Source organism: Vibrio gigantis (assembly GCF_024347515.1).
GTDB lineage: Bacteria > Pseudomonadota > Gammaproteobacteria > Enterobacterales > Vibrionaceae > Vibrio > Vibrio gigantis.
On record NZ_AP025493.1, the window covers coordinates 742,069 to 764,382 of the forward strand.

Here is a 22,314-nt window from a genome sequence, read left to right on the forward strand (position 1 = left end):
TTTAAGGCACTCAATTACCTCGATATGATTTTACCTGTAATTCTAGCTGGCGGCTCTGGTAGCCGCCTCTGGCCACTATCTCGCGAGCTTTACCCTAAGCAATTCCTCAACATCGCAGGTGAGCAATCTATGCTTCAGCAAACCCTTTTGCGTTTGCAAGGCCTTGAAGCGTACTTAAGTAATACCGAGTGTGCAGCTCCCTTCATTATCTGTAACGAAGAACACCGCTTTATTACTGCGGAACAAGCTCGATCGGCTCACATCCAACACAGTGGTATTCTACTAGAGCCTGTCGGCCGAAATACGGCTCCAGCCATCGCATTAGCTGCATTACAGGCTTTAAATCACTCGAACAGCAGTCAACAACATGAATCTGACCCAATACTATTAGTACTGGCCGCTGATCACCACATCGACAAAACGACCGAATTTCAGCAAACGGTGAGCCGCGGTATTGAGCAAGCGAAACAAGGCAAACTCGTCACATTTGGCATTACTCCGAACGCACCAGAAACTGGGTATGGTTATATCAAACAAGGAGAGCCTCTCTCCCATCATGCTTACGCAATTGAGTGTTTCGTTGAAAAGCCCGACAGAGCGACTGCAGAGCAGTACATTGATTCGGGACAATACCTATGGAACAGCGGTATGTTCATGTTTAGAGCATCACGCTACCTTGAAGAACTTGCTGAACATCGTCCAGAGATCTTAACGGCCTGTAAACTCGCTCTCACAACGCAAAACACCGACCTCGACTTTATCCGTATTGACGCCGAAGCATTCAAAAGAAGCCCAAGCGACTCCATCGACTATGCCGTGATGGAAAAAACGTCGGATGCTGCGGTGCTCCCGATGGATGTTGGTTGGAACGATATTGGTTCGTGGTCTGCAATCTGGGATGTCAGTGATAAAGATGAACACAACAATGTGATTGAAGGCGATGTGTTAACTGTCGACTCTCAGCACAACTACATCCACTCTGAAAATAAACTGGTTGCGACTGTGGGTGTCGAAAACCTGATTATTGTCGAAACCAAAGACGCTATATTGGTTGCAAATAAAGACAAGGTTCAAGGAGTGAAATCGATTGTCAGCCAGTTGAATCAAGCTGAACGAACAGAGCATGTTCATCACCGAGAAGTGTTTAGACCTTGGGGTAAATACGATTTAATCGACCTAGGTAAACGCGACAAAGTAAAACGTATCACCGTAAAACCCGGTCATAAGTTATCGCTACAAATGCATCACCATAGAGCGGAACACTGGGTTGTCGTCGCGGGCATCGCGAAGGTGACCAATGATGAGAAAACTTACCTAGTCGAAGAAGACCAATCCACCTACATTCCGCTAGGACACGTACATAGCCTAGAAAACCCAGGTGACTCCCCATTGGAAATGATTGAAGTACAAACCGGCAGCCATTTGAGCGAAGACGACATCATCCGATATCAAGATAGCTATGGGCGAAGCGAACAATCTAGCTCACCTCAAATCAACAAATCGAACTAAAGCAGCGACGATAGAATGAAACAGAATTTAGAACTCAGCTGCTTTAAAAATAACGATGTCCGAGGAGTCATTGGTAAACAAATCAATGAGCACCTTGCTTACCTGCTTGGTAGAGCATTTGGCGAATATGTCCTTTCAAAGGCATCTAAAACGTCATTCGGTGAGCTGGCTCAAGTAGTCATTGGTCGTGATAATCGCGAAACCTCACTACCACTGCAGAAAGCGATGACCAAGGGCTTGATTGAATCAGGGATCAACGTGGTAGATCTCGGTATGACAGGCACAGAAGAAGTCTACTTTGCAACTCCCCACCTACAAGCCATTGGCGGAGTCCAGATTACGGCAAGCCACAATCCAATCAATTACAACGGCATGAAGTTAGTCGGTCTAGATGCTAATCCAATCAGTAAAAGCAATGGGTTAGATGTAATTAAACAGCGCATGGAAGCTCTAGAGCATGAGAGAATCAGCGAACAACCGATCAGCCATGATCAAGCCGATAATTTCATTAGAACGGCCAGTATTCTCGCTCCTTATGTGGATCACCTACTCTCATACGTAACCCCGTCAAAGCTATCACCGATGAAGATTGTGGTTAACGCGGGAAACGGCGTTGCTGGGCATGTCATTGATGCTCTAGAGACTAAGTTCAACGAATTTAATGTTCCAATCGTCTTCATCAAGGTTCATCACATTCCTGATGGGATGTTCCCAAATGGCATTCCTAACCCTTTACTCAAAGAAAACCAAGCAGCCACTCGCGATGCCGTTTTAGAGCACTCCGCAAACCTTGGCATCGCATGGGATGGTGATTTTGATCGTTGTTTCTTCTTTGATGAAAAAGGCAATTACATTGAGGGTTACTACATCGTAGGTCTGCTAACCGAAGCCTTCTTGCTGAAAGACTCCAATGCAACTGTACTACACGACATGCGTATGACATGGAATACGATAGAGATTGCAGATAGACTCGGTGGAAACGCTGTTGGAGTCAAAGCTGGGCATGCTTTGATCAAAGAGAAAATGCGAGAGCTCAACGCAGTGTACGGTGGAGAAATGAGCGCACATCACTACTTCCGTGACTTTGGGTATTGCGACTCAGGGATGATTCCTTGGCTACTAGTCATTGAACTGCTCAGTAAGACTCAACAATCTCTCCACCAACTCATCAGATCAAGCATGAACAAATTCCCTTCTTCAGGCGAGATAAATCGCGAGGTAGCAGACTCTGAAAAGGTTATGGCTCGTGTACTATCACGCTACCAAAAGAGTGCTGTACACATCGATCATACCGATGGAATCAGCATCAACATGGGCGAGTGGCGTTTCAACTTGAGAAAGTCCAATACCGAACCATTAATCCGCCTTAACGTAGAAACCAGACAAAATAGAACTTTGTTAACAGAAAAAGTGGAAGAGCTACTCAACCTAATCAGGTAGGCTTATCTTGTCATTGTCTAGTTCAAAAAAGCCGCAAATAGTTGCGGCTTTCTCATGTAAGAAAACTGTACTATTTAAGCTGGCGCGACGTATAAGTTTCGCTGATCACGCCAGAGCCTTTGCGCTTTTTCATTGTTACTTTTACTGAGCGCTTCGCGTCAGCAACATCATAACGAATCGCTTGGCCCAAGAACTTATCGTTACGCTTGAGCTCTCTAGCTTCCAACTTGATCGTTTTGTTACCGCGGTTTACGTCGCAACGGTAATCCCAATCGTTCTGCCCATCTTTCAAGCTAAGCAAGATACGCTGATTGCTTTTTCCTGACGTCGCTTTAATACCACGAGGTTGCTTGTCAATCGCTAGTGCAAGGCCAGCTTTACATAGTTGCTCTGCGTTGAGCCCTGTTGCAGCTTGTACATTTGATATAGAAAACGTGTTTAGCGCAATTAATACTACACTCGCCAATACTACTTTCATTGGTACGACTCTTCAGTTTATGGAACACCACACTATTTAACCATTCAGCATACAATAAGTAAATATCTTTATGGGATAGCAAACCTTAAAATGAGAGGCGTATAAAAAAGCCCTTACTCACAAAAGCGAGTAAGGGCCTTAAATAATCTAAGTCGTTTTAAAAGCTAATTAAAGCAAACCAACTTACTTGTTGCGACGAGCTTCAACTGCGTCTGCTAGCTGGCGCAGCACTGTTTCAGTATCTTCCCAACCAATACAAGCATCAGTAACAGATTGGCCGTAAGTTGCAGCTTTACCATCAACCAAGTCTTGGCGACCTTCAACAAGGTGAGATTCAATCATCACACCGAAGATAGCTTTGTCACCACCAGAAATTTGTGCGCTCACGTCATCAGACACGTTCATTTGACGTTTGAACTGCTTAGAGCTGTTCGCGTGACTGAAATCGATCATCACTTTTTGTGGAAGACCTGAAGCTGCTAGCTCTTCTTTAATCTTACCAACGTGCTCTGCACTATAATTTGGCTCTTTACCACCGCGTAGGATGATATGACAATCAGGGTTACCTGCTGTTTCAACAATAGCTGAATGACCGTACTTAGTTACCGATAAGAAGTGGTGAGAAGCGCTAGCAGAGCGAATAGCATCTGTTGCGATCTTGATGTTGCCATCAGTACCATTCTTAAAACCAACTGGGCAAGATAGGCCTGAAGCCAGCTCACGGTGAACTTGAGATTCTGTCGTACGTGCGCCAATTGCACCCCAACTGATTAGGTCAGCAACGTATTGAGGCGTGATCATATCTAGGAATTCACTTGCCGTTGGCATGCCCATGTCAGTTAGGTCAAGCAGTAGCTTACGTCCTAAACGAAGGCCATCATTTAGTTTGAACGTATCGTTCATGTACGGGTCGTTGATTAGACCTTTCCAACCTACCGTTGTGCGTGGTTTTTCAAAGTAAACACGCATTACGATTTCAAGCTTATCGCCGAGTTCGTCACGCAGCACTTTTAAACGCTTGCCGTACTCAAGAGCAGCTTCTGTGTCATGAATAGAACATGGACCAACAATTACAAGCAAGCGATCGTCACTATCTTCTAAAATATTGTGAATCGCTTTACGGCTTTCAAAGGTTGTAGAAGAAGCAATTTCTGTCGCTGCAAACTTTTCTAAAACAGCAACAGGTGGTAATAACTCTTTTACTTTGTTAATTCTTACATCATCAGTCTGGAACATTGCTTACTTCTTCCTTTTTTCTATCCTTGAGCTGAATGTACGTTGTCTCACGTCACTTTCTATCAGCACTAATCTTCTTGTTCCCTGTAACTTAACTAGTAAAAACTCTAGTTTCAATCACTAATTGAAAATAAACGCAATTTTTTTGTGTTTTATATTTAAAACACCCCGTATAACATTATTTACACGTTATCGATTGCGTAATTTATAGGAAAGCAAGAGTAGTAATTATTCAAGCTTCAGCATTCCTGTGAAATTGTGTAGAACTGAAAAACAAAAAAGCTCACGTTATCAGCGTGAGCTTTTGTTTAATTACATTCTTTTCAATGGCTTGACGACACTATCAAGCCCTTCAATTTTGAGAGCAAGGCACAATTTTAATAAGTCGCCTAGTTCGCCTGACGGGAATCCCTTTTTGTCGAACCACAGCAAATATTCTTCAGGTAAGTCAATCAGTGTACGACCCGCGTACTTTCCAAATGGCATCTGCATTCGAGCCAACTTAATCAGGTTCTCTTTCTCTAGCATTATTCGGTCTTTCTAAGCGTCATCTATGTTCTGTAGAGTATCACCTAAACGTTCAACCCAATAGTTGATCGCGTCTTTGGCATCATCTAGCGAATCAATCATGGTTGAAAAATCTTTATTCCCCGCTTCTCGGTCGATTGCAGCAAACAATGGCGTCCCCTCTTGAGCATCACTGACCAATAACTCTACACTCGCACTCCCAACATTGCTGTGTTCGCCTATTGTCACCTTAGATATGGTTGACATCGCAAGACCAAACGGCAGAACACTGCTCGTTACAGCTAAGATCGGGTTGGGCGTTTCAACGTTACTTAGAGCGATACTCAAGCGCAGCGTCTTTCCTGTAGGTTCATCGACAATCGTTTTATGAGGCGATATTTTCTCTTCCAAACGCGCAACCATGTGGGTAGTGAGCACCTGAATTTCGTCCTGCTCTAACGAACCTTCTTCTGCCAAAACAAAAATTTGGTCGATCACTACAGAATCGTAATCATCTAACTTGGATTTCAAACGCTGTGCGTCACGCAGACCGATTCTGGCCCAAACTAAGTCAACACCACCGTCAGGACCTGGCTGAAAATCTTCATAACTGGTGAACTTGGTTGCGGTTTTAATTGGACCGCCTGCACAACCAAACAAAAAAATGCTGGTTGCAACAAGCAAGAGAAGTTTTAAAGGTTTCATAGCGCACTTACATTAAATAGAAAAATCCAACTAAGTATGCCATACCCTATGTGAGAAGATTGTAGAAAAAGGGGTTAAAACTCAGAGCTAGCTCTAAAATTAGTCATGCTGCACGGTATGAGCATACTCTACAATCACCTGATTTCCTTCGATATAAGCGTTTTGAATCTCGCCATCAACACTCATTCTACTTTTCAAATACACCACTTTAGGTCCAGACTCATTACCTTCTTTAAGTGAAGGGAACACATTTCTAGGTTCTAAATGAAGTAAACGGCAAAAGTGACTGATGAAAGACATGGTCAATGGCGTCTCCCCTCGCAGTACATTTGAGAAATCAAGCTGGTTCATCCCTAGCTTTTTTGAAAACTCCATCTGCGTAATTCGCATTCTCGATTTTTGTGACATCCACGTTTGATACAACGCATCTCTGTCTTGTTCTGTGAATTCCATACCGACTCCTTTATATAATTCATACCAATCAATTGTCCGTTTTTTCATACATGACATGTCAGAGTTCGGTTAGTGGAAACCAAAGGTTTGGTTTTGATATGAGCACAATTGTTCTACAGAACGAAGCACAAAGACTCAAAGCATTCACAAAAACGATTAGAGCAAATGCTTTCTTTATTTATATCAATATTTTATACATTAACTTAAGAAATATATAGCAAGTTAATTTGTATTAAGAATTAAAAGTTCGAGATTGGCATTCCACATTTCAATCGATTGATTCGCATTTATAAAACTGGTTGGCTACATTTCGTTTGCTCAAACGCACTTCTGGCAAACTATTTGAAAGAATAGGACGCAAAGCCACCGGTCTGTCGACAAATATTCTGTCTATGATAGCGGGGCCGCCACTTAATAGGATTTAAGTGTAAATGCATGCCGGAGTGTTCTCTTTTTTGTCGGCCAAATACAGTAAGGACAAATAATGAAACAACTCCCAAAAAAATCGCTCATCGCACTATCGCTACTTAGCGTAAGCGGTGCAAGCTTCGGTCACGGTTATGTCTCTGCATACAACAATGGCGTTGCTGAGAGCCGTGTTGCCCTATGTAAGTTCCCCGCGAGTGATACGCAAGAGAAAAACACCAACTGTGGTGGTATCCAATACGAGCCACAAAGTGTGGAAGGCCCTGAAGGCTTTCCTGAAGTCGGCCCTGCTGATGGGAAAATCGCCAGTGCGCAATCTTCTTTAGCAGCAGCACTAGACGAGCAAAAAGCAGATCGCTGGGTTAAACGCCCTATCAAGTCTGGTTCTCAGTACTTTGAATGGACGTTCACAGCTAACCACAAGACTCGCGATTGGAAATATTACATTACTCAACCAGACTGGAACCCAAACCAGCCTTTGGCACGCAGCTCCTTTGACTTAACGCCATTCTGTGTTGTTGAAGGCAATATGAAACAGCCACCGATGCAAGTAAGCCACTTGTGTAATGTGCCAGAACGCGAAGGTTATCAAGTGATCCTTGCGGTATGGGATGTAGGTGACACTGCTGCGGCTTTCTACAACGTTATCGACGTGAAGTTTGATGGCGACGGTCCTATCATTCCTGATTGGGATCAAGGCGGTCAAATCAACCCAACACAAGACCTGAATGTAGGTGACGCTGTTTACACTCGCGTATTCGATCAATCCGGTGAGAACGCTTCATACAGCACTGAGCTTGTGATTGAAAGTTCTGAGCAAGGCAAAGCCAATAATTGGTCTTACGCTCTTTCTTCTAAAATCAACCAAGAGCAGACGCAAATCAAAGCAGGTCAATTGAACGACCAAGGTGATTTCGCCCCCGTTTACGGCACTAACCCTGTTTATCTAAAAGCAGGCTCTGGCTTTAACAGTGTAGAAATCGGCTACAAGATTGATACTCCAGAGCCAGAGCATGAGCTAGAAGTAACAGGTCTAGAGTCAGAGTACATTATCGATGAGAGCCAACCTACCCAGCTAGATCTTACGTTAGCGGCAACAGGCGATATCCAAGCTGAGCTTACCGTGTACAACCATCACCGTGAAGCGCTTGCATCTCAGAAATCGGACCTAACAGACGGACAAGTTGAAGGTGTTCAGCTGACTCTTTCTAAGTCTGAAGCTGGCCACCACATGCTTGTGGTTGTGACGAAAGATGACCAAGGTAACTTAGTGGATCAGAACACGCTTGATTTCCACCTAATGGACGAGCAAACACCGCCACCAGCAGGCGACTACGACTTCGTGTTCCCAGAAAGCATTGAGTCTTACACAGCAGGAACAAAGGTTCTGAGCAGCGACGGCGGCGTTTATCAGTGTAAAGAGTTCCCATACTCTGGTTACTGTGTTCAATGGGCTCCAACAGCAACTCAGTACGAACCAGGTGTCGGTTCACACTGGCAAAGTGCTTGGAACAAAGTGGACTAAGTACTCGCTAGATACTTACTTTGTATTAAGTGCGTTTTAGTCATCAACCAAACAAAAACGGATGCCCAAAGCATCCGTTTTCTTGTTCAGTAAAAGTAAAAACGCCAGTTGTTAAAGTAGATAGTGGTCTGCCAACAGAGCAACAAACAAGATCATGAGATGATAGATGGAGAACTTAAAGGTCTTCATCGCCATATTAGGCTCATCACGATACTTAAGTACCCAAGCGTGGTAAACAAACCCACCGTTGAGCACCAATGAAGCGCTCAAATATATCCAGCTGCTCATGCCGACTAACACCGGCAATATACACACGATGCTCAACAACAAGGTATAGAGCAAAATAGAAGTCTTAGTGTATTCGATTCCGTGGGTCACAGGCAGCATGGGGATATTCACTTTGGCATACTCATCACGACGATGAATTGCCAACGCCCAGAAGTGCGGAGGCGTCCAAATAAAGATGATCATCACCAACAACCAAGCATTTGAGTGCAACTCATTGGTAACCGCCGTCCAACCCAATAGCGGAGGCATTGCACCTGCGATCCCAGCAATCACGATGTTTTGTGGCGTCGCTCGCTTTAAGTACATGGTATAAATCACTGCATAACCCAACAAGCTTGCAAAAGTTAGCCAAGCGGTGAGTTGATTGACCCACACGACAAGCGTGACGAATCCAAGTAAGCCGATACCCGCTGCAAAGCTGAATACACGCACACTACTCAGCTCACCTGACGGTAAAGGTCGTCGGTTTGTTCGAGTCATCTGACCGTCGATCTTTTTATCGATCAAGTGGTTAAATGCAGCTGCTGAACCCGCCATTAGTCCTATCCCAATCATTCCGCACAGTGCTTGCTGTAAAGGTAAGCCATTAGGCACAGCCAGACACATCCCGACCAATGTCGTCAGCAACATCAAAGCAACCACTTTAGGCTTGGTCAGCGTTAAGTAAACTTTCCAAGTGGCTTTGTTCTTTGCAGCCATTTCGTTACTTAAAGCTATGTCGTTGTTGGCTGTTATCTTATGACTTAAGGTTGCGTCTTGAACCACTACTTCATGTTGTGTTGACGTTCTACTTACCATGATTACCTCCTTGTAATACACTGTTCTTCACCAAGCTCTCACTCGGTTTGCGTTGCCACACCACAAAATTGGTTACAACCATGCTGATGAGCAACATCGCTGCGACTAGGTTATGCAAAACCGCAACTGAGATTGGCAGGTGAAACCATACATTGCTGACCCCAAGACTGATTTGAGTGAACAACACGATTGCGACAATCACGCTTAGCTTTTGATGGGGCGCTTGGCCAAACTTCCATAACTGGTACACGACCATCAGCACCGTTAACGTCGCCACAATAGCCCCAAACCTGTGCATGACATGGATGGTGAGCCTTGCAGGATACTCCAACACACCAAACTCATAATTATCATGTCCGCGTTGAGCAAAATCGAACGCATTTTTGAAATCGAGGTAGCTCATCCAGTTACCTTCACAAATAGGCAGTTGGGTACACACCAAAGCGGCATAGTTTGACGATGTCCAGCCACCAAGTAGTATCTGCCCAATCACAATGAGTAATCCAAAGAGCGCCCAAACTTTAAGTGATGGAGAATAAAAAGCCTCGCCAAAACGGCTTTGGAATTGAGACAAACGACAGTAGAGCAGACACAACAGTGACAACAGTGTGAAGCCCCCCATCAAATGCGCCATAACCACAACGGGCATCAACTTGAGAGTCACCGTCCACATTCCAAGCAAAGCCTGAAAAATCACAGTGGCTGAAATAAGCAAAGGAAGCCCAATCGAAGTAATATTCTTTTTAATACACCAAGCTACAACGACAAAGATAAGCAGCCCTAATGTTCCTGCAAAGTAGCGATGTATCATCTCAATCCACGCTTTCTCTGCTTCGAGTGCTCGCTCGGGAAATTGCAGATTGGCTTGATTCACCGCTTGGGCATCAGAGGGCACGGTGATCTTACCGTAGCACCCCGGCCAATCAGGACAACCAAGACCAGCATCAGACAAACGTGTATAAGCTCCAAGAACGATCACGGTAAGGGTTAACAAGATGGTTAATCTCATCACAAGCATCAGTAAATCGGGGGCTTTATTCTGCATCACTTATCTCCCTATACTTATTCCCTTCGCTAACAACACTCAAGCATTAACGTCATCTACCTGTACTTTCAACTACCCAACACGTGACAACTTAAGTAACTTTCTTAAATCATGAATCATGCCTTTAGACTGCCCGACTAACTGCGACGGTTCTGAAACACTTTTGTATTCCATAACCAACTGCCCTAGTGGGTCAATAATGACAATGGAAGCCGGTGAAAACTCGGTACTTAACTGATCGCCACCAGCTAACAGAGATAGAGCAGGCTTATCGAGCGAACCCGATAACAAGTTACCCTCCGATACAAAAACAACGGGGGTCACCCGCTCTTTGTTTTTACCTAACGCCAAATAGCTTTGATTCAAATAATGGAGCTGTTGCTCACACAAGCTTTCACATTCTATGGGAGCAATATAACCGACTAACCACCCCTCTCCTGCGATTGGTACCGTTACGCCGAAATCCGATAGTGTGGTTCTAGGTTCTATCAATTCACCCGAGTTAGTGACTCCTGAGGTATACCAATTCTGGTCCAACACGGTTTTGGCAATAATCGCAGGTAAAGCGAAAATCAAAACTAATCCGATTAATACTAGACGTCCCTTAGTACGCCGGCTTTTAAGCTCAGCCATATTTGCATCAGTACTTTCCCGGTTCATTTGTGCTTGAGATTTATCCATCTTTCTTCCTTGTGGTAGGCACTGCCTTTAAGACACTGTTTCAATCTCGAGTGCCTAGTCCTTATTTATGGGGCTATTTTTCTTAAAATGTCGGAACCCTATCAACAACATCAAAAACAAAAGTACGGCAGCCATTACAAACCATTGAAACGAGTAACCAAAGTGCTTCTCAGATTTCATAGCCGTCGGTCGCCATAACAACTCATAAGGCCAGGAATCTAAGCTCTGAGGTTGGAATACAAAGGGCAGCACCTCCTGCCCGGTGTACTCTGATAACGCAGCTATGTTTAGGTTTTGGATTCTATTCGGTGTCGTATTTTCTAAACCCAACTCATGACTTAAAGGATTAACTGAACGTGTATACAAGCGCCCTGACATTGTGGCCGGTACATTGATACTTGCTAATTGAGGAAGCTCTCTTCTGTCATTACTTGCCGCAACAAACCCAAGATCGATCAATAATTGTTTTTCAGTCACTAAGAGCTTGTTTTCATCCTCAAATTGAACCTCACCCAACATGTAAATCACATACCCTACCGTTCCTTGGTTAATCTGGTTATCTAACAAGAGTATCAAGCCACTCGTATCGACTAATTCAACATCAACTTTTAATCCGTTTAGGGTTTTAGGGGGTAATGACTCTTGCCCAGATAAACTCATGTCTCGCAACTCAGAAATAACGACACCCAAACGTTGTGGCAATAGTTGTGCTCTCTCTGTTAATTGCTGTTCATAACGCAGTTTCTCGTTACCTCGATCCAGTTGCCATAAGCCCAACTTGATTAAAGCGCTGACTGAAACCACAGTTAAAATAACCGCTATCCAAAAACCTTTACTGCGGAACTTGTGTTCATCATCAATCAATCGGTTTGGAGTTATCACTATGGCGTCATCTACCTTTGTGTTGTTATTTAAAATTGTATTGGTCGCTTTGCTGTTTTTTATCGCTTTCAATTTGATGAAAGGTCTCATCCAAATCGCCTCGGGCAAACACAATGGCAAAAGACTGAGCCACTTCTTGGGTCGTCGTGTGATGTGGTCAGCTGTTGTCGTGTTACTGTTATTACTGGCTTTAGGTTCAGGAGTGATAACTCCCAACCCTCGCCCCTATTAATTCCCAATAGGCTCAGCAGTTAGAGCACATACACAAACACAAACAGACCTAACCAAACCACATCGACAAAGTGCCAATACCAACTGCCCGCTTGGAACGCAAAATGGTCTTTCGGAGTGAAGTGGTCTTTCGCAACCCTTGCTAGCAACACAATCAAAAAGAGGGTTCCTAAACAGACATGCAAGCCATGGAATCCAGTCAGTAAGAAGAATGTGTTGCCATAGATGCCAGATTGAAGTGTCAGCCCCATCTCTTGATAAGCGTGAAGATACTCTTCAACTTGGAAAAATAGGAAGAAGCCAGCTAGAACAATCGTGATCTCCAACCAGACGATTAACGCCATGCGCTTATTTTGTTCGAGGCTTAGGTGCGCCATGTGCAACGTCACGGATGAAAGCAGTAGAATAATGGTGTTCTTAAGAGGGATACCCTGCCAAGGCATAGCTTGTGTCGTCACGCCATCAGGTGTGGTTGTTAGCGGCCACATCGATTGGAACATCGGCCACAACACTTCGTGAGTCATTTCATTATTGCCCGCCCCACCAATCCAAGGCACAGAAATCATTCGAGCATAGAAAAGCGCACCAAAGAAAGCACCGAAGAACATGATTTCGGAAAAGATAAACCAACTCATGCCTTGTCGAAACGAACGAGATATCTGCTCAGAGTAGAGACCACTTAATGATTCCGTGATCACATTGCTAAACCAACCTGCAAGCATGTAAAGCAACACACAAAATCCGACTAACAGCACTGCTTTTCCAAACACACCACCAGCGGCATCAGTACCCATGTTTTGTACCGTCAAGCCAGCGCCAACCGCGACCAAAAACAGTGCTACAGCACCCACCAATGGCCAGTGGCTTTGATGTGGAACGAAATAAACTTCCTTTTTAGAACTCATCGCTCAACTCCTTATGTTGATACTGGTTCTGTAAATCCCTAGGGCGTATTGGCCTTTCGCGGTTAAATTTTGTTCGAGATAAAAGCATTTTAATCGCGGCGAGGGAGAAGTAGCCTAGTCTTTCTAAGCAAATCTTCCTCAACAAAGAGTAAAATACTTTTAGCCGAACCCTTCGGGCAGCGTTTGCTGGTCATTTCTACTACGTTATCGGCTTCTCATGTAGGCTAGCTACACATCGATGCCTCTGTCTTGTACAAATACCCAGCAACTCGCCGCAAAAATCAGCTCGAAAGATCAACACGCCCTAGTTACTTGCGAGTACGTTAGGCTCAGATTTATTGGCTGCAGCACCCACCTCATTCGTGATATTGAATAATGTATAAGAGAGCGTAAGCGTATGTATCGATTCTGGAATATCTGGCTCAATGTAAAATATCAAACCCATTTCTGCGCTTTTGTGCCCGTCCAATGGCTGCTGATTAAAACAAAAGCACTCCATCTTATTAAAATAGGTGGCCCCCATACCTGGAGAAACCGACGGCACGGCTTGACCAACTAACGAGGCTCCAGATAGGTTTTTGGCAATGTAGTTAGTTTGAACGACCTCACCAGGATGAACCTCTAGCACTCGAACTTCAGGCGAAAACTGCCATGGCATATCTGGCTTGATGTGTGACATGAATTCAACGCGGACCGTACGAGAGTAATCGGGTTGCATTCCCTGAGGCTGAACGGCAGAAACAGTGTTAGTTTTGCCATTAATGCCTAAAGCCTCACACATCACATCGTAGAGCGGCACCAAAGCAAACCCGAAGCCAAACATCGCAACGACGCTCAACACCAGGTAGCCCGTCAGCTTTTTAGTTGATCGCTTCTTGGTTGACCGCTTGGGTTGTTTATCATCATGATTTGAATCGCTTTGCTTATCGCTCATAGCTCATCCCTCTAATCGATTTTAGGTGGGTGAGTAAAGGTATGGTGAGGCGCCGGGCTTGGTACAGTCCACTCAAGACCTTCAGCCCTATCCCAAGGCTTGCTTGGTGCAGGCTCTCCGCCTCTTACGCACTTAATAGCCAACCACAAGAAGATCAGCTGGGATAATCCAAAGGCAAAACCACCGATCGACACGACTTGGTTAACATCAGCAAACTGAATAGCGTAATCAGGAATACGACGCGGCATGCCTGCTAACCCTAAAAAGTGCATTGGAAAGAACAGTACATTGACTGAAATCACCGACGTCCAGAAATGCCAAAGGCTGAGCTTGTGATCGTACATATGCCCTGTCCACTTCGGCAGCCAATAATAGGCGGCAGCCATAATCGAGAACACGGCACCTGTTACCAGAACATAGTGGAAGTGAGCCACTACAAAATAGGTGTCATGATATTGAAAATCAGCAGGTACGATAGCGAGCATCAATCCAGATAACCCACCAATCGTAAATAGGACAATAAACGCGATAGCGAACAGCATTGGTGTTTCAAAGGTCAAAGCCCCTCGCCACATGGTCGCCACCCAGTTGAACACTTTCACACCGGTCGGCACCGCAATCAGCATAGTGCAATACATGAAGAACAATTCAGCAAATACTGGCATACCCGTGGTGAACATGTGGTGCGCCCAAACCAAGAATGACAGCAATGCGATACTGCAAGTCGCGTACACCATCGAGTGGTAGCCAAACAAACGCTTACCACTGAATGCAGGGATGATGGCTGAGACAATACCAAAAGACGGCAAGATCATGATGTACACTTCGGGGTGACCAAAGAACCAGAATATGTGCTGGAACATCACCGGATCACCACCACCAGCGGCATCAAAGAAGCTTGTCCCAAAGTATTTGTCGGTCAGTACCATGGTGACCGCACCGGCCAGTACCGGCATAACGGCTATCAGTAGGAAAGCGGTAATTAACCAAGTCCATACGAACATCGGTAACTTGAACCAAGTCATGCCCGGCGCTCTCATATTGACAATGGTTACGATCACGTTAATCGCCCCCATTATCGAACTGATCCCCATAATATGTACTGAGAATACGAATAGTGCTGTGCTGTCTGGGCCATAAGTTGTCGAGAGTGGCGCATAAAAAGTCCACCCAAAGCTAGGGCCACCACCCTCTGTAAACAAAGACCCTATTAAGATTAGAAAAGCAAACGGTAAGATCCAGAAGCTGAGGTTATTCATTCTCGGCAAAGCCATATCTGGAGCACCGATCATCATTGGGATCATCCAGTTAGCTAACCCCGTAAATGCTGGCATCACCGCACCAAACACCATAATCAAGCCGTGGACTGTGGTCATCTGGTTGAAGAAATCTGGCTCAACGAGTTGTAACCCCGGTTGGAATAGCTCCGCGCGGATCACCATTGCCATGGCTCCACCCGTTAAGAACATCGCAAAGCTGAACCACAAATAAAGTGTCCCAATGTCTTTATGATTGGTTGAATATAGCCAACGAGCCCAGCCTTTAGGTGCCGCATGTGAGTCGTGATCATCAGCAGGCAAATCACTATTGCCCAGTGTACCTTCCACAGAATGGCTTAGCGCTTGGTCTTCTGCTGGAGCCGATTTCACCGGCTTATTGATTGGTGAACTCATAGCTGCTCCTTAGCATCACTTTGTGCTTCGTCCGATGAGCCCTGTTCGTCAGGTGCTTGGGCTCCGCCTTCTTGTTTAACTTTGTAAGCGTTAATATCTGAAGCCTGAACAATATCACCTGTATCATTGCCCCAAGCGTTTCGTTGATAAGTCACTACCGCTGCGATCTCTTTCTCGGTTAGCTGATTATCGAATGCCTGCATCGCCGTGCCGCCACGACCATAAACAATGGTGTCGATATGAACATCAACATCACCAAGAGCGATAGGGCTCCCTTTAATGGCTGGGAACGCCCCAGGAATACCCTCACCGTTTGCTTGATGACAAACTGCACATCGAGTTTTGTAAACCTCTTCACCGATCATATTCAACTCTTCCAAAGAAAGTGACGCATCTAATGCATCTTTCGCTGCTTGTTGCTCGGCTATCGCTAACTCTTTCTGCTCCGCTAACCATGTGTCAAAGTCAGCTTCTTCCATGGCATGCACCACTATTGGCATGAAACCATGAGCACGACCACACAACTCTGCACACTGCCCGCGGTAAACACCGGGTTCATCTATCTTTGTCCAAGCCTCATTGATAAAACCCGGAATGGTATCTTTCTTAACAGCAAATGCTGGCACCCACCATGAATGAATCACATCGTCCGAAGTCATCAAGAAACGGACTTTACGATCAACAGGCAAAACAAGCGGCTTATCAACTTCTAGTAGGTAATGCGCGCCTTTCACTTCGACGCCTTCAATCTCTTTGTCGCTGGTCGCTAAGAGGCTGAAAAACTCGACGTCTTCTCCAAAATAGCTGTAATGCCATTTCCATTGTGAGCCAGTGATTTTAACAGTCAGGTCTGATTGGGAGGTATCTTCCATCGCTATCAAGGTTTTGGTGGCTGGGATCGCCATAGCGATGAGGATGATAATAGGGATAATGGTCCAAAGAATTTCGACTTTCGTGCTTTCGTGAAAATGAGCAGCAACTGCCCCCTTCGATTTCCTGTGCCTCAAAATCGAATAAAACATCACACCAAAAACAACAAAAGCAATCGCACAGCAAATGTAGAAGATCAGCATATGAAGTTCATACACCTTACCACTGATCTCAGTGACGCCTTGAGTCATGTTGTAATCACTACTTGCTGCGTGCACTAAAGGCGAAACTAAAAGCACAACAAAACTCTTCAAAAGCCACGCTAGCCTAACCGGTAATCTTTTCAAAAGATCTCTCCTTATCCTTCCAAATTGGATACTTGCGACCTAAATGTCGTTACGAGCTATGTTTCATTACGAACTACATGTCATTAAAAGCTGGACAACATTCATTGTTATTCCGGCTACACATGAAAAGGCTGAATCTCAATCTACAACTCACATGGAGATAGCCTTAAAGTACTATCAGTGCCCATATCTCCCCATGAACCGATACGGTTCACAAGCGTTGAAGGTTTCCATGAAAGATTCAAAAACGGCGAATCTGTTAAGTTTTGTTATATTTATGTAAAAGGCTAGTTAGTGATATCCAATTGTTCAAGGTAAGTTTACTTACTAAACAGTCAATTATTTGAAGTGACTAAGCTACATGCCCTCTTGCCGTTGGAATTTATTTTATATCGAGTTTTACGATTGCTTTCATGGAAATGATAATCAATATCACTTAAATTAAATCAACAGTAAGTCATACAGACATTAAAAGGTTTAGTGATTATGCAAGACGCAATGAATTGGTTAGCGAGAGACCCAGACCCAAGAACTCGTGAAGAACTTCAACACCTCATCGATGAGGGAATGCACGACGAATTAGAAGACCGATTTATTCAACGATTAGAGTTCGGAACGGCAGGACTTCGAGGCAAAGTGGGATGCGGCCCAAATCGAATGAACCGTTTAGTCATACAGGAAACAGCAACCGGACTCGGCCACTATTTAATCGAACATGTTGCTAATGCCACCATTCGCGGTGTGGTCGTGGGTTATGACGGCCGTTTAGATTCAAAGCAGTTCGCTATTGATACTGCTTCCGTGCTCACTGCTTTAGGCATTAAGGTTTATTTAACGTCGAATGTCGCAGCAACCCCTATTGTGGCCTTTGGTATTGAGCACTTCAATGCAGCTGCGGCTGTTGTGGTGACAGCCAGCCACAACCCACCGGAATACAATGGTTTCAAAGTGTACTGGGAGAATGGCGCTCAGATCATTCCTCCTCACGATGCTGGCATTGCCGCTGAAATCGATATCGCATCAACCAAACCTATTCCTTTAATGAGCCTGAGTGATGCTGAAGCACAAGGCAAATTAGTGTGGTTGACTGGAGGCTATTACCAAACGTATCGCGCTGCGATCAACCAGAGCCCATATGTGAGTAAAGATATTGAGTCGGCGAACACTACAATCACCTACACCGCAATGCATGGTGTCGGCGCACAAATGGCTGAGGATCTTCTTCATGATTCTGGTTTCCACAAAGTATTCAGTGTGGCCGAGCAAAGAGAGCCAGATGGTAACTTCCCAACAGTCAACTTCCCTAACCCGGAAGAAAAAGGCGCGATGGATCTGGTGGTCAACCTAGCGAAAAGTGTCGATGCCGATATTGCTTGTGCCAATGACCCTGATGCGGACCGATTTGCGGTTGCTGTGAGGACAGATGATGGCTCATACAAAATGCTAACAGGTGACCAAGTGGGTGTGCTATTCGCGCATTACTTGTTATCAAAACCACACACCAAAAATCAATTGGTAGGTAACAGTATCGTATCTTCAACCTTGCTTGAAAAAGTAGCTCAATCTCATGGTGCGACTTATTTCCAAACGCTGACCGGGTTTAAATGGTTGGCTAATATTGGCATGCAGTTGGAAGATGATCAGAACGAGTTCTTGTTCGCTTATGAAGAAGCGTTAGGATACACGATTGGTACTCAGGTAAGGGACAAGGATGGACTGTCTGCGATTGTCGTGTTTGCCCAATTGGTTGAAGAGTTGAAAGCTCAAGGTCGAACGGTTTGGGATCTTCTGGCTCAAATTTCCTTTGAGCATGGGGTTCACACCAATGCCCAGCGAAGTATTGCCCTTGACCCAGATTCACCGTCGATTGGTTCTAAACTCCGCTCGGCTCAGCCTAAAGCCATAAACGGTGTCGCTATCTCTGTGATAGAAGACCTACAGTCTTCTCTGCGCTTTGTTATTGGCGGGAATACTGAAGCCATTAACCTGCCCGCGAGTGATGTACTCATCTATCATCTCGAAGATGGTTCACGCATTATCGTAAGACCTTCGGGCACAGAGCCAAAAGTGAAAGTCTATTATGAGACGGTAACAAGATTTGAAGGGACAGAAACGTACGAAGACACTCGCCTGCGCGGTGAGCAGTACATGGAGAACCTAATTGAGCAACACCAGCAGGAACTGAATTCTTAACGATTGATATGTTCAACGTATAACAGTTAAAAACAAAAATGGACGCTTAGAGCGTCCATTTTTTTTCGGCGGCTAACCCCGGAAGTATATTTTGGTTGTGAGCTTACGACGTAAAGAAAGAAGACAGCATCCACACCGCCAAGACGATGAAAACTCCACCCATAACTTTCTGTTGGTAGGTGCGAAACTTAGCATTTTCTACCAAAGACTTGCCTATCGTACCCACTAAAGCGACTAGCAAAAAATTGAACGTTAGGCCGAGAACATTCAGTAATAAACCCAAAACGAGCATTTGCTCGCCCGAAGTCGCTTCAATATTCGTCGACACGAACTGAGGCAAAAACATCACAAAGAAAACCAACGCTTTAGGATTAAGCAGGTTACTAATGAGCGCTCTTTGGTAATAAGCTTTTGCTGCAAAGTTATCACTTAACTCAGGCGCGTTACCCTGTTCTGTTCGAAGGCAATCCCCCCCCATCTTCAACAAGTACGCACCGCCTAACAAGTGGAGAGCTTTAAGCGCTATTGGGCTCATTGCGATCAACGCTGATACACCCATAGCCGCTAACACTGTCAGAATGATTCCAGAAGTCGCGTTGCCTAAACTTGCGAACACACCAACCTTGCGGCCATAGCTCATACTTGAGCTCGCGATCAGTAACATATCAGGGCCAGGTAAAAGGAGAAGTGCAACAACAGCAGTCAGGTAAACAGGTAAAATGGTTAAGTCGATCATGGGTTTCAGCATTGATAAAAACGGAGGCGGATTTTATATCAATTACCAACACCCTTCCAGATGCAATCAGTTGTTCGACGTTTATTTATTCGAATTAAAAACCAGAATTAAGCGATAATTCCAATTTATTAACTAAATAGAAAGAACTGATTAACTTGCTACCCACTCGATCTCAATCAGTGTCGTTTCACCACACTTTAGACGACCAAGGAATATATCACCTCGATGCACCTCACCAACGCCTTTGGGGGTTCCTGTCATTACAACATCGCCATCAAGCAAAGTCGTGTAAGAGGTTAACTCTTCGAGGATAGTTTGTGGAGAATATAGCATCTGTTCTACGTGCCCTTTTTGAACGCGAACACAGTTAATAAACAGCTCTAGATTCAAGTCTGCAAGGTCTAAGTTATCAGTTGGAACAAAGCGACTAAATACCGCTGAACCATCAAACGCTTTGGCCCGCTCCCAAGGTAAGCCTTTCGCTTTTAAGCTACTTTGTAATTTACGTTTGGTAAGATCTAACCCTAAACCTACAGCCGAGTACTGACCATTTTCAACGATAAAGCAGATTTCAGCTTCATAGTGTAGTGCTTCTTGGTGAAAAGAAGACAGAGATGACGTAACACTGGTGTTCGGTTTATTGAAAACCACCATAGAGTCTGGGATTGCATTGTTTAGTTCTTCGATGTGATCGACATAGTTACGCCCAACACACAGCACCTTGGTTGGAGTTGCTGTTCGTTTCGAATTCATCAGCTGTTCCTGATCGACAACACTGCTCATAGTTTATCCCTGAACTATTTTTTGAAGTGCAGAGTTTAACGCATCATCAAAAGAGAGTCTTCGACAAGATGGTAACCAATATCTAAATTCTGATCTTTAGCTCAATTCGATGATTTGAAAGCTTTTAGATGAAGATCTCTGCGTACAGGAACTGATAACAAGACCTATAACTACGTAGATAAAATGAATAGCCGGGGACATGAAGGAAAAGCCAGAATTGCTCAGTCTAGAACGAAAGATGCCCTCTCTAACAAAAAGTCAGAGAGGGCTTAGCATGGTGTCTAGGACAGTATCCAAAAAGGTAAACCTAAGGAGTAAACACTATGCTAAATTAGTTAGCGGCTTACAGGTAGTAACGAGCACCAAGTAGCCATTGGTCGTCTGCTTTTTCTTTGTAAGTAGCACCAGAACCTTGTAGATCGAACTGGTAACCAGCAAAGCCTACAAACTGAGACGTGAAGTTGTATTCAGCTTGTACTGCTGTAGTGCTAAATACTGTTTCGCTCATCTTTTCGTCTTCTACTGCTTCGTAGTTCACGCTTAGGTTCAGGCTGTTAGAAAGAGCGTAAGACGCTAGTAATTCAATCGCAACTGTCTCTTCAAGAACATCACCTTTGTGTGAGTTCATGTAGTTGTTCATTGCGTACACACCTGCAAGGTAAAGACCTTCAGCACCGTATGAACCGTAAGTTGCACTTAATACGTGTGAATCGGCAGTTTTTGAACCAGAAACACCAACGTAATCAACATCACCTGTATTGTATGCGTAGTTCGCAGTGACATCAGCAATAGCGTAGTTTAAAGCGATTTGACCACGGTTACCGTATTCGTTTTGAGTATTTGCAGTAACTTTATCAGCTTTACGACCTTGCCATGCAACAGCTGCACTTAGAGAACCCGCATTACCGAAATCTAGAGCGTTTGAGTAGCTCACCATCTCTTCACCACGACCAGTACCTAGGTTACCGTGGTCGTCGTAGATGAAGTCATTCGCGAATGCGATTGGCATATCTGCAACACCAGCAACGTTGTAGTAAGGTGCCCATTGAGTACCAACTGCTGCGCGGCCTAAGTCATCATGAGAAAGACCTACGTAGCCAAGACGAGTTGTGAATGACTCATCACCACCGTCAAGCATGTTTAGCGCCCATTCACCTTTAGCATCAGCAGTAAAGCCGTTACCTAGTTCGTGAGTTGCACCGAAATTAATACGTGGAGAAACAGTCTCTACACCGATGTCATCGCTGTTAAGGCGGTCATCGCTGTTTACGTCACCAACTGCAACTGAAACATGGCCGCCAACTGAGAATGTTGTGCCGTCTTCGTTATAAAGTTCTACTGCAACTGCCTGTGTACCAAATACTGCACCAGAAATTGCTAGCGCTAAAAGTTTCTTATTCATTGTCATATCCATTTGTAACTGGGTGAGTTATTCACTAACAACCTCGTGCTTACGGAGAAGTTGTTACCTGCATTTAACAAGTAGGAAAACACTAATATACGAATGACAAAAAAGTTGCATTAAAATATATAAAATAAAAAAAATTGCACTATAAAAAACAAAAAACCATTATAAATCAAAGCAATGCAAAAGAAAAATACTCGAGATTTTTTATATTTTGAGAACGACACCTCATCGAGTTTTGATTTTTCAGTCGTGAAAGTAGCA

General features: G+C 44.4%; 21 protein-coding genes and 1 riboswitch. Of the genes, 5 read left to right on the forward strand and 16 right to left on the reverse strand.

The window, feature by feature from the left end; all coding sequences use genetic code 11:
- Positions 1 to 24: 24 nt before the first annotated feature.
- Together OCV56_RS19410 and OCV56_RS19415 are read left to right on the forward strand one after the other, a co-directional pair.
- Positions 25 to 1,509 (forward strand): mannose-1-phosphate guanylyltransferase/mannose-6-phosphate isomerase, encoded by a 1,485-nt coding sequence (locus tag OCV56_RS19410; RefSeq protein WP_086712604.1) that lies wholly within the window; start codon positions 25 to 27, stop codon positions 1,507 to 1,509.
- A gap of 15 nt (positions 1,510 to 1,524) precedes the next feature.
- A complete protein-coding gene (locus OCV56_RS19415) occupies positions 1,525 to 2,949 on the forward strand; it encodes a phosphohexomutase domain-containing protein (RefSeq protein ID WP_086712603.1) in 1,425 nt (474 codons plus the stop codon).
- Positions 2,950 to 3,019: 70 nt separating this feature from the next.
- On the opposite strand, the gene OCV56_RS19420 is transcribed toward OCV56_RS19415, so the two are convergent.
- The 5 genes from OCV56_RS19420 to OCV56_RS19440 form a co-directional block, all read right to left on the reverse strand.
- Positions 3,020 to 3,427, reverse strand: coding sequence for a hypothetical protein (locus OCV56_RS19420; RefSeq protein WP_143691557.1), 408 nt, complete (start codon positions 3,425 to 3,427; stop codon positions 3,020 to 3,022).
- A 183-nt stretch (positions 3,428 to 3,610) separates the two neighbouring features.
- Positions 3,611 to 4,663 carry a 3-deoxy-7-phosphoheptulonate synthase AroG gene (gene aroG, locus OCV56_RS19425; RefSeq protein ID WP_060981594.1) on the reverse strand — a complete coding sequence of 351 codons (1,053 nt, stop codon included), beginning with the start codon at positions 4,661 to 4,663 and terminating at the stop codon, positions 3,611 to 3,613.
- Between the two features lie 312 nt (positions 4,664 to 4,975).
- Entirely contained in the window at positions 4,976 to 5,191 is a 216-nt protein-coding gene (locus tag OCV56_RS19430) for a DUF3820 family protein (protein ID WP_004730103.1), read from the reverse strand.
- Positions 5,192 to 5,203: 12 nt separating this feature from the next.
- Positions 5,204 to 5,875 (reverse strand): DUF3313 domain-containing protein, encoded by a 672-nt coding sequence (locus OCV56_RS19435; RefSeq protein WP_086712602.1) that lies wholly within the window; start codon positions 5,873 to 5,875, stop codon positions 5,204 to 5,206.
- A 99-nt stretch (positions 5,876 to 5,974) separates the two neighbouring features.
- Complete coding sequence (locus tag OCV56_RS19440; RefSeq protein WP_048659090.1) at positions 5,975 to 6,328, reverse strand: hypothetical protein; 354 nt, start codon at positions 6,326 to 6,328, stop codon at positions 5,975 to 5,977.
- Positions 6,329 to 6,650: 322 nt separating this feature from the next.
- A riboswitch (cyclic di-GMP riboswitch) is annotated at positions 6,651 to 6,740 on the forward strand.
- A 72-nt stretch (positions 6,741 to 6,812) separates the two neighbouring features.
- Here OCV56_RS19440 and gbpA point away from each other — a divergent pair.
- The gene (gene gbpA / locus OCV56_RS19445) at positions 6,813 to 8,279 is read left to right on the forward strand and encodes an N-acetylglucosamine-binding protein GbpA (RefSeq protein WP_086712601.1); all 1,467 of its coding nucleotides are present in this window, start codon (positions 6,813 to 6,815) and stop codon (positions 8,277 to 8,279) included.
- A 111-nt stretch (positions 8,280 to 8,390) separates the two neighbouring features.
- Here gbpA and cyoE read toward each other — a convergent pair whose 3' ends face one another.
- From cyoE to OCV56_RS19465, 4 genes are all read right to left on the reverse strand, one after another.
- Positions 8,391 to 9,365 carry a heme o synthase gene (gene cyoE / locus OCV56_RS19450; protein WP_086712600.1) on the reverse strand — a complete coding sequence of 325 codons (975 nt, stop codon included), beginning with the start codon at positions 9,363 to 9,365 and terminating at the stop codon, positions 8,391 to 8,393.
- Positions 9,355 to 10,410 carry a COX15/CtaA family protein gene (locus tag OCV56_RS19455; protein ID WP_086712599.1) on the reverse strand — a complete coding sequence of 352 codons (1,056 nt, stop codon included), beginning with the start codon at positions 10,408 to 10,410 and terminating at the stop codon, positions 9,355 to 9,357. The genes cyoE and OCV56_RS19455 overlap by 11 nt, the downstream gene beginning before the upstream one ends.
- 72 nt (positions 10,411 to 10,482) lie before the next feature.
- Positions 10,483 to 11,091, reverse strand: a complete 609-nt coding sequence (locus tag OCV56_RS19460; protein WP_086712598.1) for a hypothetical protein — start codon at positions 11,089 to 11,091, stop codon at positions 10,483 to 10,485.
- A 54-nt stretch (positions 11,092 to 11,145) separates the two neighbouring features.
- The gene (locus OCV56_RS19465; protein WP_086712763.1) at positions 11,146 to 12,063 is read right to left on the reverse strand and encodes an SURF1 family protein; all 918 of its coding nucleotides are present in this window, start codon (positions 12,061 to 12,063) and stop codon (positions 11,146 to 11,148) included.
- On the opposite strand from OCV56_RS19465, the gene OCV56_RS19470 reads away from it, so the two are divergent.
- A complete protein-coding gene (locus OCV56_RS19470) occupies positions 11,975 to 12,205 on the forward strand; it encodes a DUF2909 family protein (RefSeq protein WP_029203703.1) in 231 nt (76 codons plus the stop codon). The two genes, OCV56_RS19465 and OCV56_RS19470, sit on opposite strands and share 89 nt — an antisense overlap.
- Before the next feature lie 19 nt (positions 12,206 to 12,224).
- Here the strand turns inward: OCV56_RS19470 and OCV56_RS19475 are convergent, their stop codons facing one another.
- The 4 genes from OCV56_RS19475 to coxB all read right to left on the reverse strand — a co-directional run bounded on the left by OCV56_RS19475 (position 12,225) and on the right by coxB (position 16,933).
- A complete protein-coding gene (locus OCV56_RS19475; RefSeq protein ID WP_086712597.1) occupies positions 12,225 to 13,109 on the reverse strand; it encodes a cytochrome c oxidase subunit 3 in 885 nt (294 codons plus the stop codon).
- Between the two features lie 304 nt (positions 13,110 to 13,413).
- On the reverse strand, positions 13,414 to 14,043 hold the full coding sequence (locus OCV56_RS19480) for a cytochrome c oxidase assembly protein (RefSeq protein WP_086712596.1): 630 nt from the start codon (positions 14,041 to 14,043) through the stop codon (positions 13,414 to 13,416).
- A gap of 11 nt (positions 14,044 to 14,054) precedes the next feature.
- Positions 14,055 to 15,716 (reverse strand): cytochrome c oxidase subunit I, encoded by a 1,662-nt coding sequence (gene ctaD, locus OCV56_RS19485; RefSeq protein WP_086712595.1) that lies wholly within the window; start codon positions 15,714 to 15,716, stop codon positions 14,055 to 14,057.
- Entirely contained in the window at positions 15,713 to 16,933 is a 1,221-nt protein-coding gene (coxB, locus tag OCV56_RS19490) for a cytochrome c oxidase subunit II (RefSeq protein WP_086712594.1), read from the reverse strand. Before coxB ends, ctaD begins: the two co-directional genes overlap by 4 nt.
- A 486-nt stretch (positions 16,934 to 17,419) precedes the next feature.
- Between coxB and OCV56_RS19495 the strand changes: the two genes are divergently transcribed.
- Entirely contained in the window at positions 17,420 to 19,126 is a 1,707-nt protein-coding gene (locus tag OCV56_RS19495) for a phospho-sugar mutase (protein WP_086712593.1), read from the forward strand.
- 103 nt (positions 19,127 to 19,229) lie between these two features.
- Here the strand turns inward: OCV56_RS19495 and OCV56_RS19500 are convergent, their stop codons facing one another.
- The 3 genes from OCV56_RS19500 to OCV56_RS19510 all read right to left on the reverse strand — a co-directional run bounded on the left by OCV56_RS19500 (position 19,230) and on the right by OCV56_RS19510 (position 22,047).
- On the reverse strand, positions 19,230 to 19,862 hold the full coding sequence (locus OCV56_RS19500) for a LysE family translocator (RefSeq protein WP_086712762.1): 633 nt from the start codon (positions 19,860 to 19,862) through the stop codon (positions 19,230 to 19,232).
- 150 nt (positions 19,863 to 20,012) lie between these two features.
- Positions 20,013 to 20,645 carry a fumarylacetoacetate hydrolase family protein gene (locus OCV56_RS19505; RefSeq protein ID WP_086712592.1) on the reverse strand — a complete coding sequence of 211 codons (633 nt, stop codon included), beginning with the start codon at positions 20,643 to 20,645 and terminating at the stop codon, positions 20,013 to 20,015.
- A gap of 343 nt (positions 20,646 to 20,988) precedes the next feature.
- Entirely contained in the window at positions 20,989 to 22,047 is a 1,059-nt protein-coding gene (locus OCV56_RS19510) for a porin (protein ID WP_086712591.1), read from the reverse strand.
- Between the last annotated feature and the right edge of the window lie 267 nt (positions 22,048 to 22,314).

Bases quoted from the DNA above. Each gene is read 5' to 3' on its own strand.
- OCV56_RS19410 (WP_086712604.1), top strand. From the start codon at position 25: ATGATTTTACCTGTAATTCTAGCTGGCGGCTCTGGTAGCCGCCTCTGG.
- OCV56_RS19415 (WP_086712603.1), top strand. From the start codon at position 1,525: ATGAAACAGAATTTAGAACTCAGCTGCTTTAAAAATAACGATGTCCGA.
- OCV56_RS19420 (WP_143691557.1), bottom strand. From the start codon at position 3,427: ATGAAAGTAGTATTGGCGAGTGTAGTATTAATTGCGCTAAACACGTTT.
- aroG (WP_060981594.1), bottom strand. From the start codon at position 4,663: ATGTTCCAGACTGATGATGTAAGAATTAACAAAGTAAAAGAGTTATTA.
- OCV56_RS19430 (WP_004730103.1), bottom strand. From the start codon at position 5,191: ATGCTAGAGAAAGAGAACCTGATTAAGTTGGCTCGAATGCAGATGCCA.
- OCV56_RS19435 (WP_086712602.1), bottom strand. From the start codon at position 5,875: ATGAAACCTTTAAAACTTCTCTTGCTTGTTGCAACCAGCATTTTTTTG.
- OCV56_RS19440 (WP_048659090.1), bottom strand. From the start codon at position 6,328: ATGGAATTCACAGAACAAGACAGAGATGCGTTGTATCAAACGTGGATG.
- gbpA (WP_086712601.1), top strand. From the start codon at position 6,813: ATGAAACAACTCCCAAAAAAATCGCTCATCGCACTATCGCTACTTAGC.
- cyoE (WP_086712600.1), bottom strand. From the start codon at position 9,365: ATGGTAAGTAGAACGTCAACACAACATGAAGTAGTGGTTCAAGACGCA.
- OCV56_RS19455 (WP_086712599.1), bottom strand. From the start codon at position 10,410: ATGCAGAATAAAGCCCCCGATTTACTGATGCTTGTGATGAGATTAACC.
- OCV56_RS19460 (WP_086712598.1), bottom strand. From the start codon at position 11,091: ATGGATAAATCTCAAGCACAAATGAACCGGGAAAGTACTGATGCAAAT.
- OCV56_RS19470 (WP_029203703.1), top strand. From the start codon at position 11,975: ATGGCGTCATCTACCTTTGTGTTGTTATTTAAAATTGTATTGGTCGCT.
- OCV56_RS19465 (WP_086712763.1), bottom strand. From the start codon at position 12,063: ATGAGACCTTTCATCAAATTGAAAGCGATAAAAAACAGCAAAGCGACC.
- OCV56_RS19475 (WP_086712597.1), bottom strand. From the start codon at position 13,109: ATGAGTTCTAAAAAGGAAGTTTATTTCGTTCCACATCAAAGCCACTGG.
- OCV56_RS19480 (WP_086712596.1), bottom strand. From the start codon at position 14,043: ATGAGCGATAAGCAAAGCGATTCAAATCATGATGATAAACAACCCAAG.
- ctaD (WP_086712595.1), bottom strand. From the start codon at position 15,716: ATGAGTTCACCAATCAATAAGCCGGTGAAATCGGCTCCAGCAGAAGAC.
- OCV56_RS19495 (WP_086712593.1), top strand. From the start codon at position 17,420: ATGCAAGACGCAATGAATTGGTTAGCGAGAGACCCAGACCCAAGAACT.
- OCV56_RS19500 (WP_086712762.1), bottom strand. From the start codon at position 19,862: ATGATCGACTTAACCATTTTACCTGTTTACCTGACTGCTGTTGTTGCA.
- OCV56_RS19505 (WP_086712592.1), bottom strand. From the start codon at position 20,645: ATGAGCAGTGTTGTCGATCAGGAACAGCTGATGAATTCGAAACGAACA.
- OCV56_RS19510 (WP_086712591.1), bottom strand. From the start codon at position 22,047: ATGAATAAGAAACTTTTAGCGCTAGCAATTTCTGGTGCAGTATTTGGT.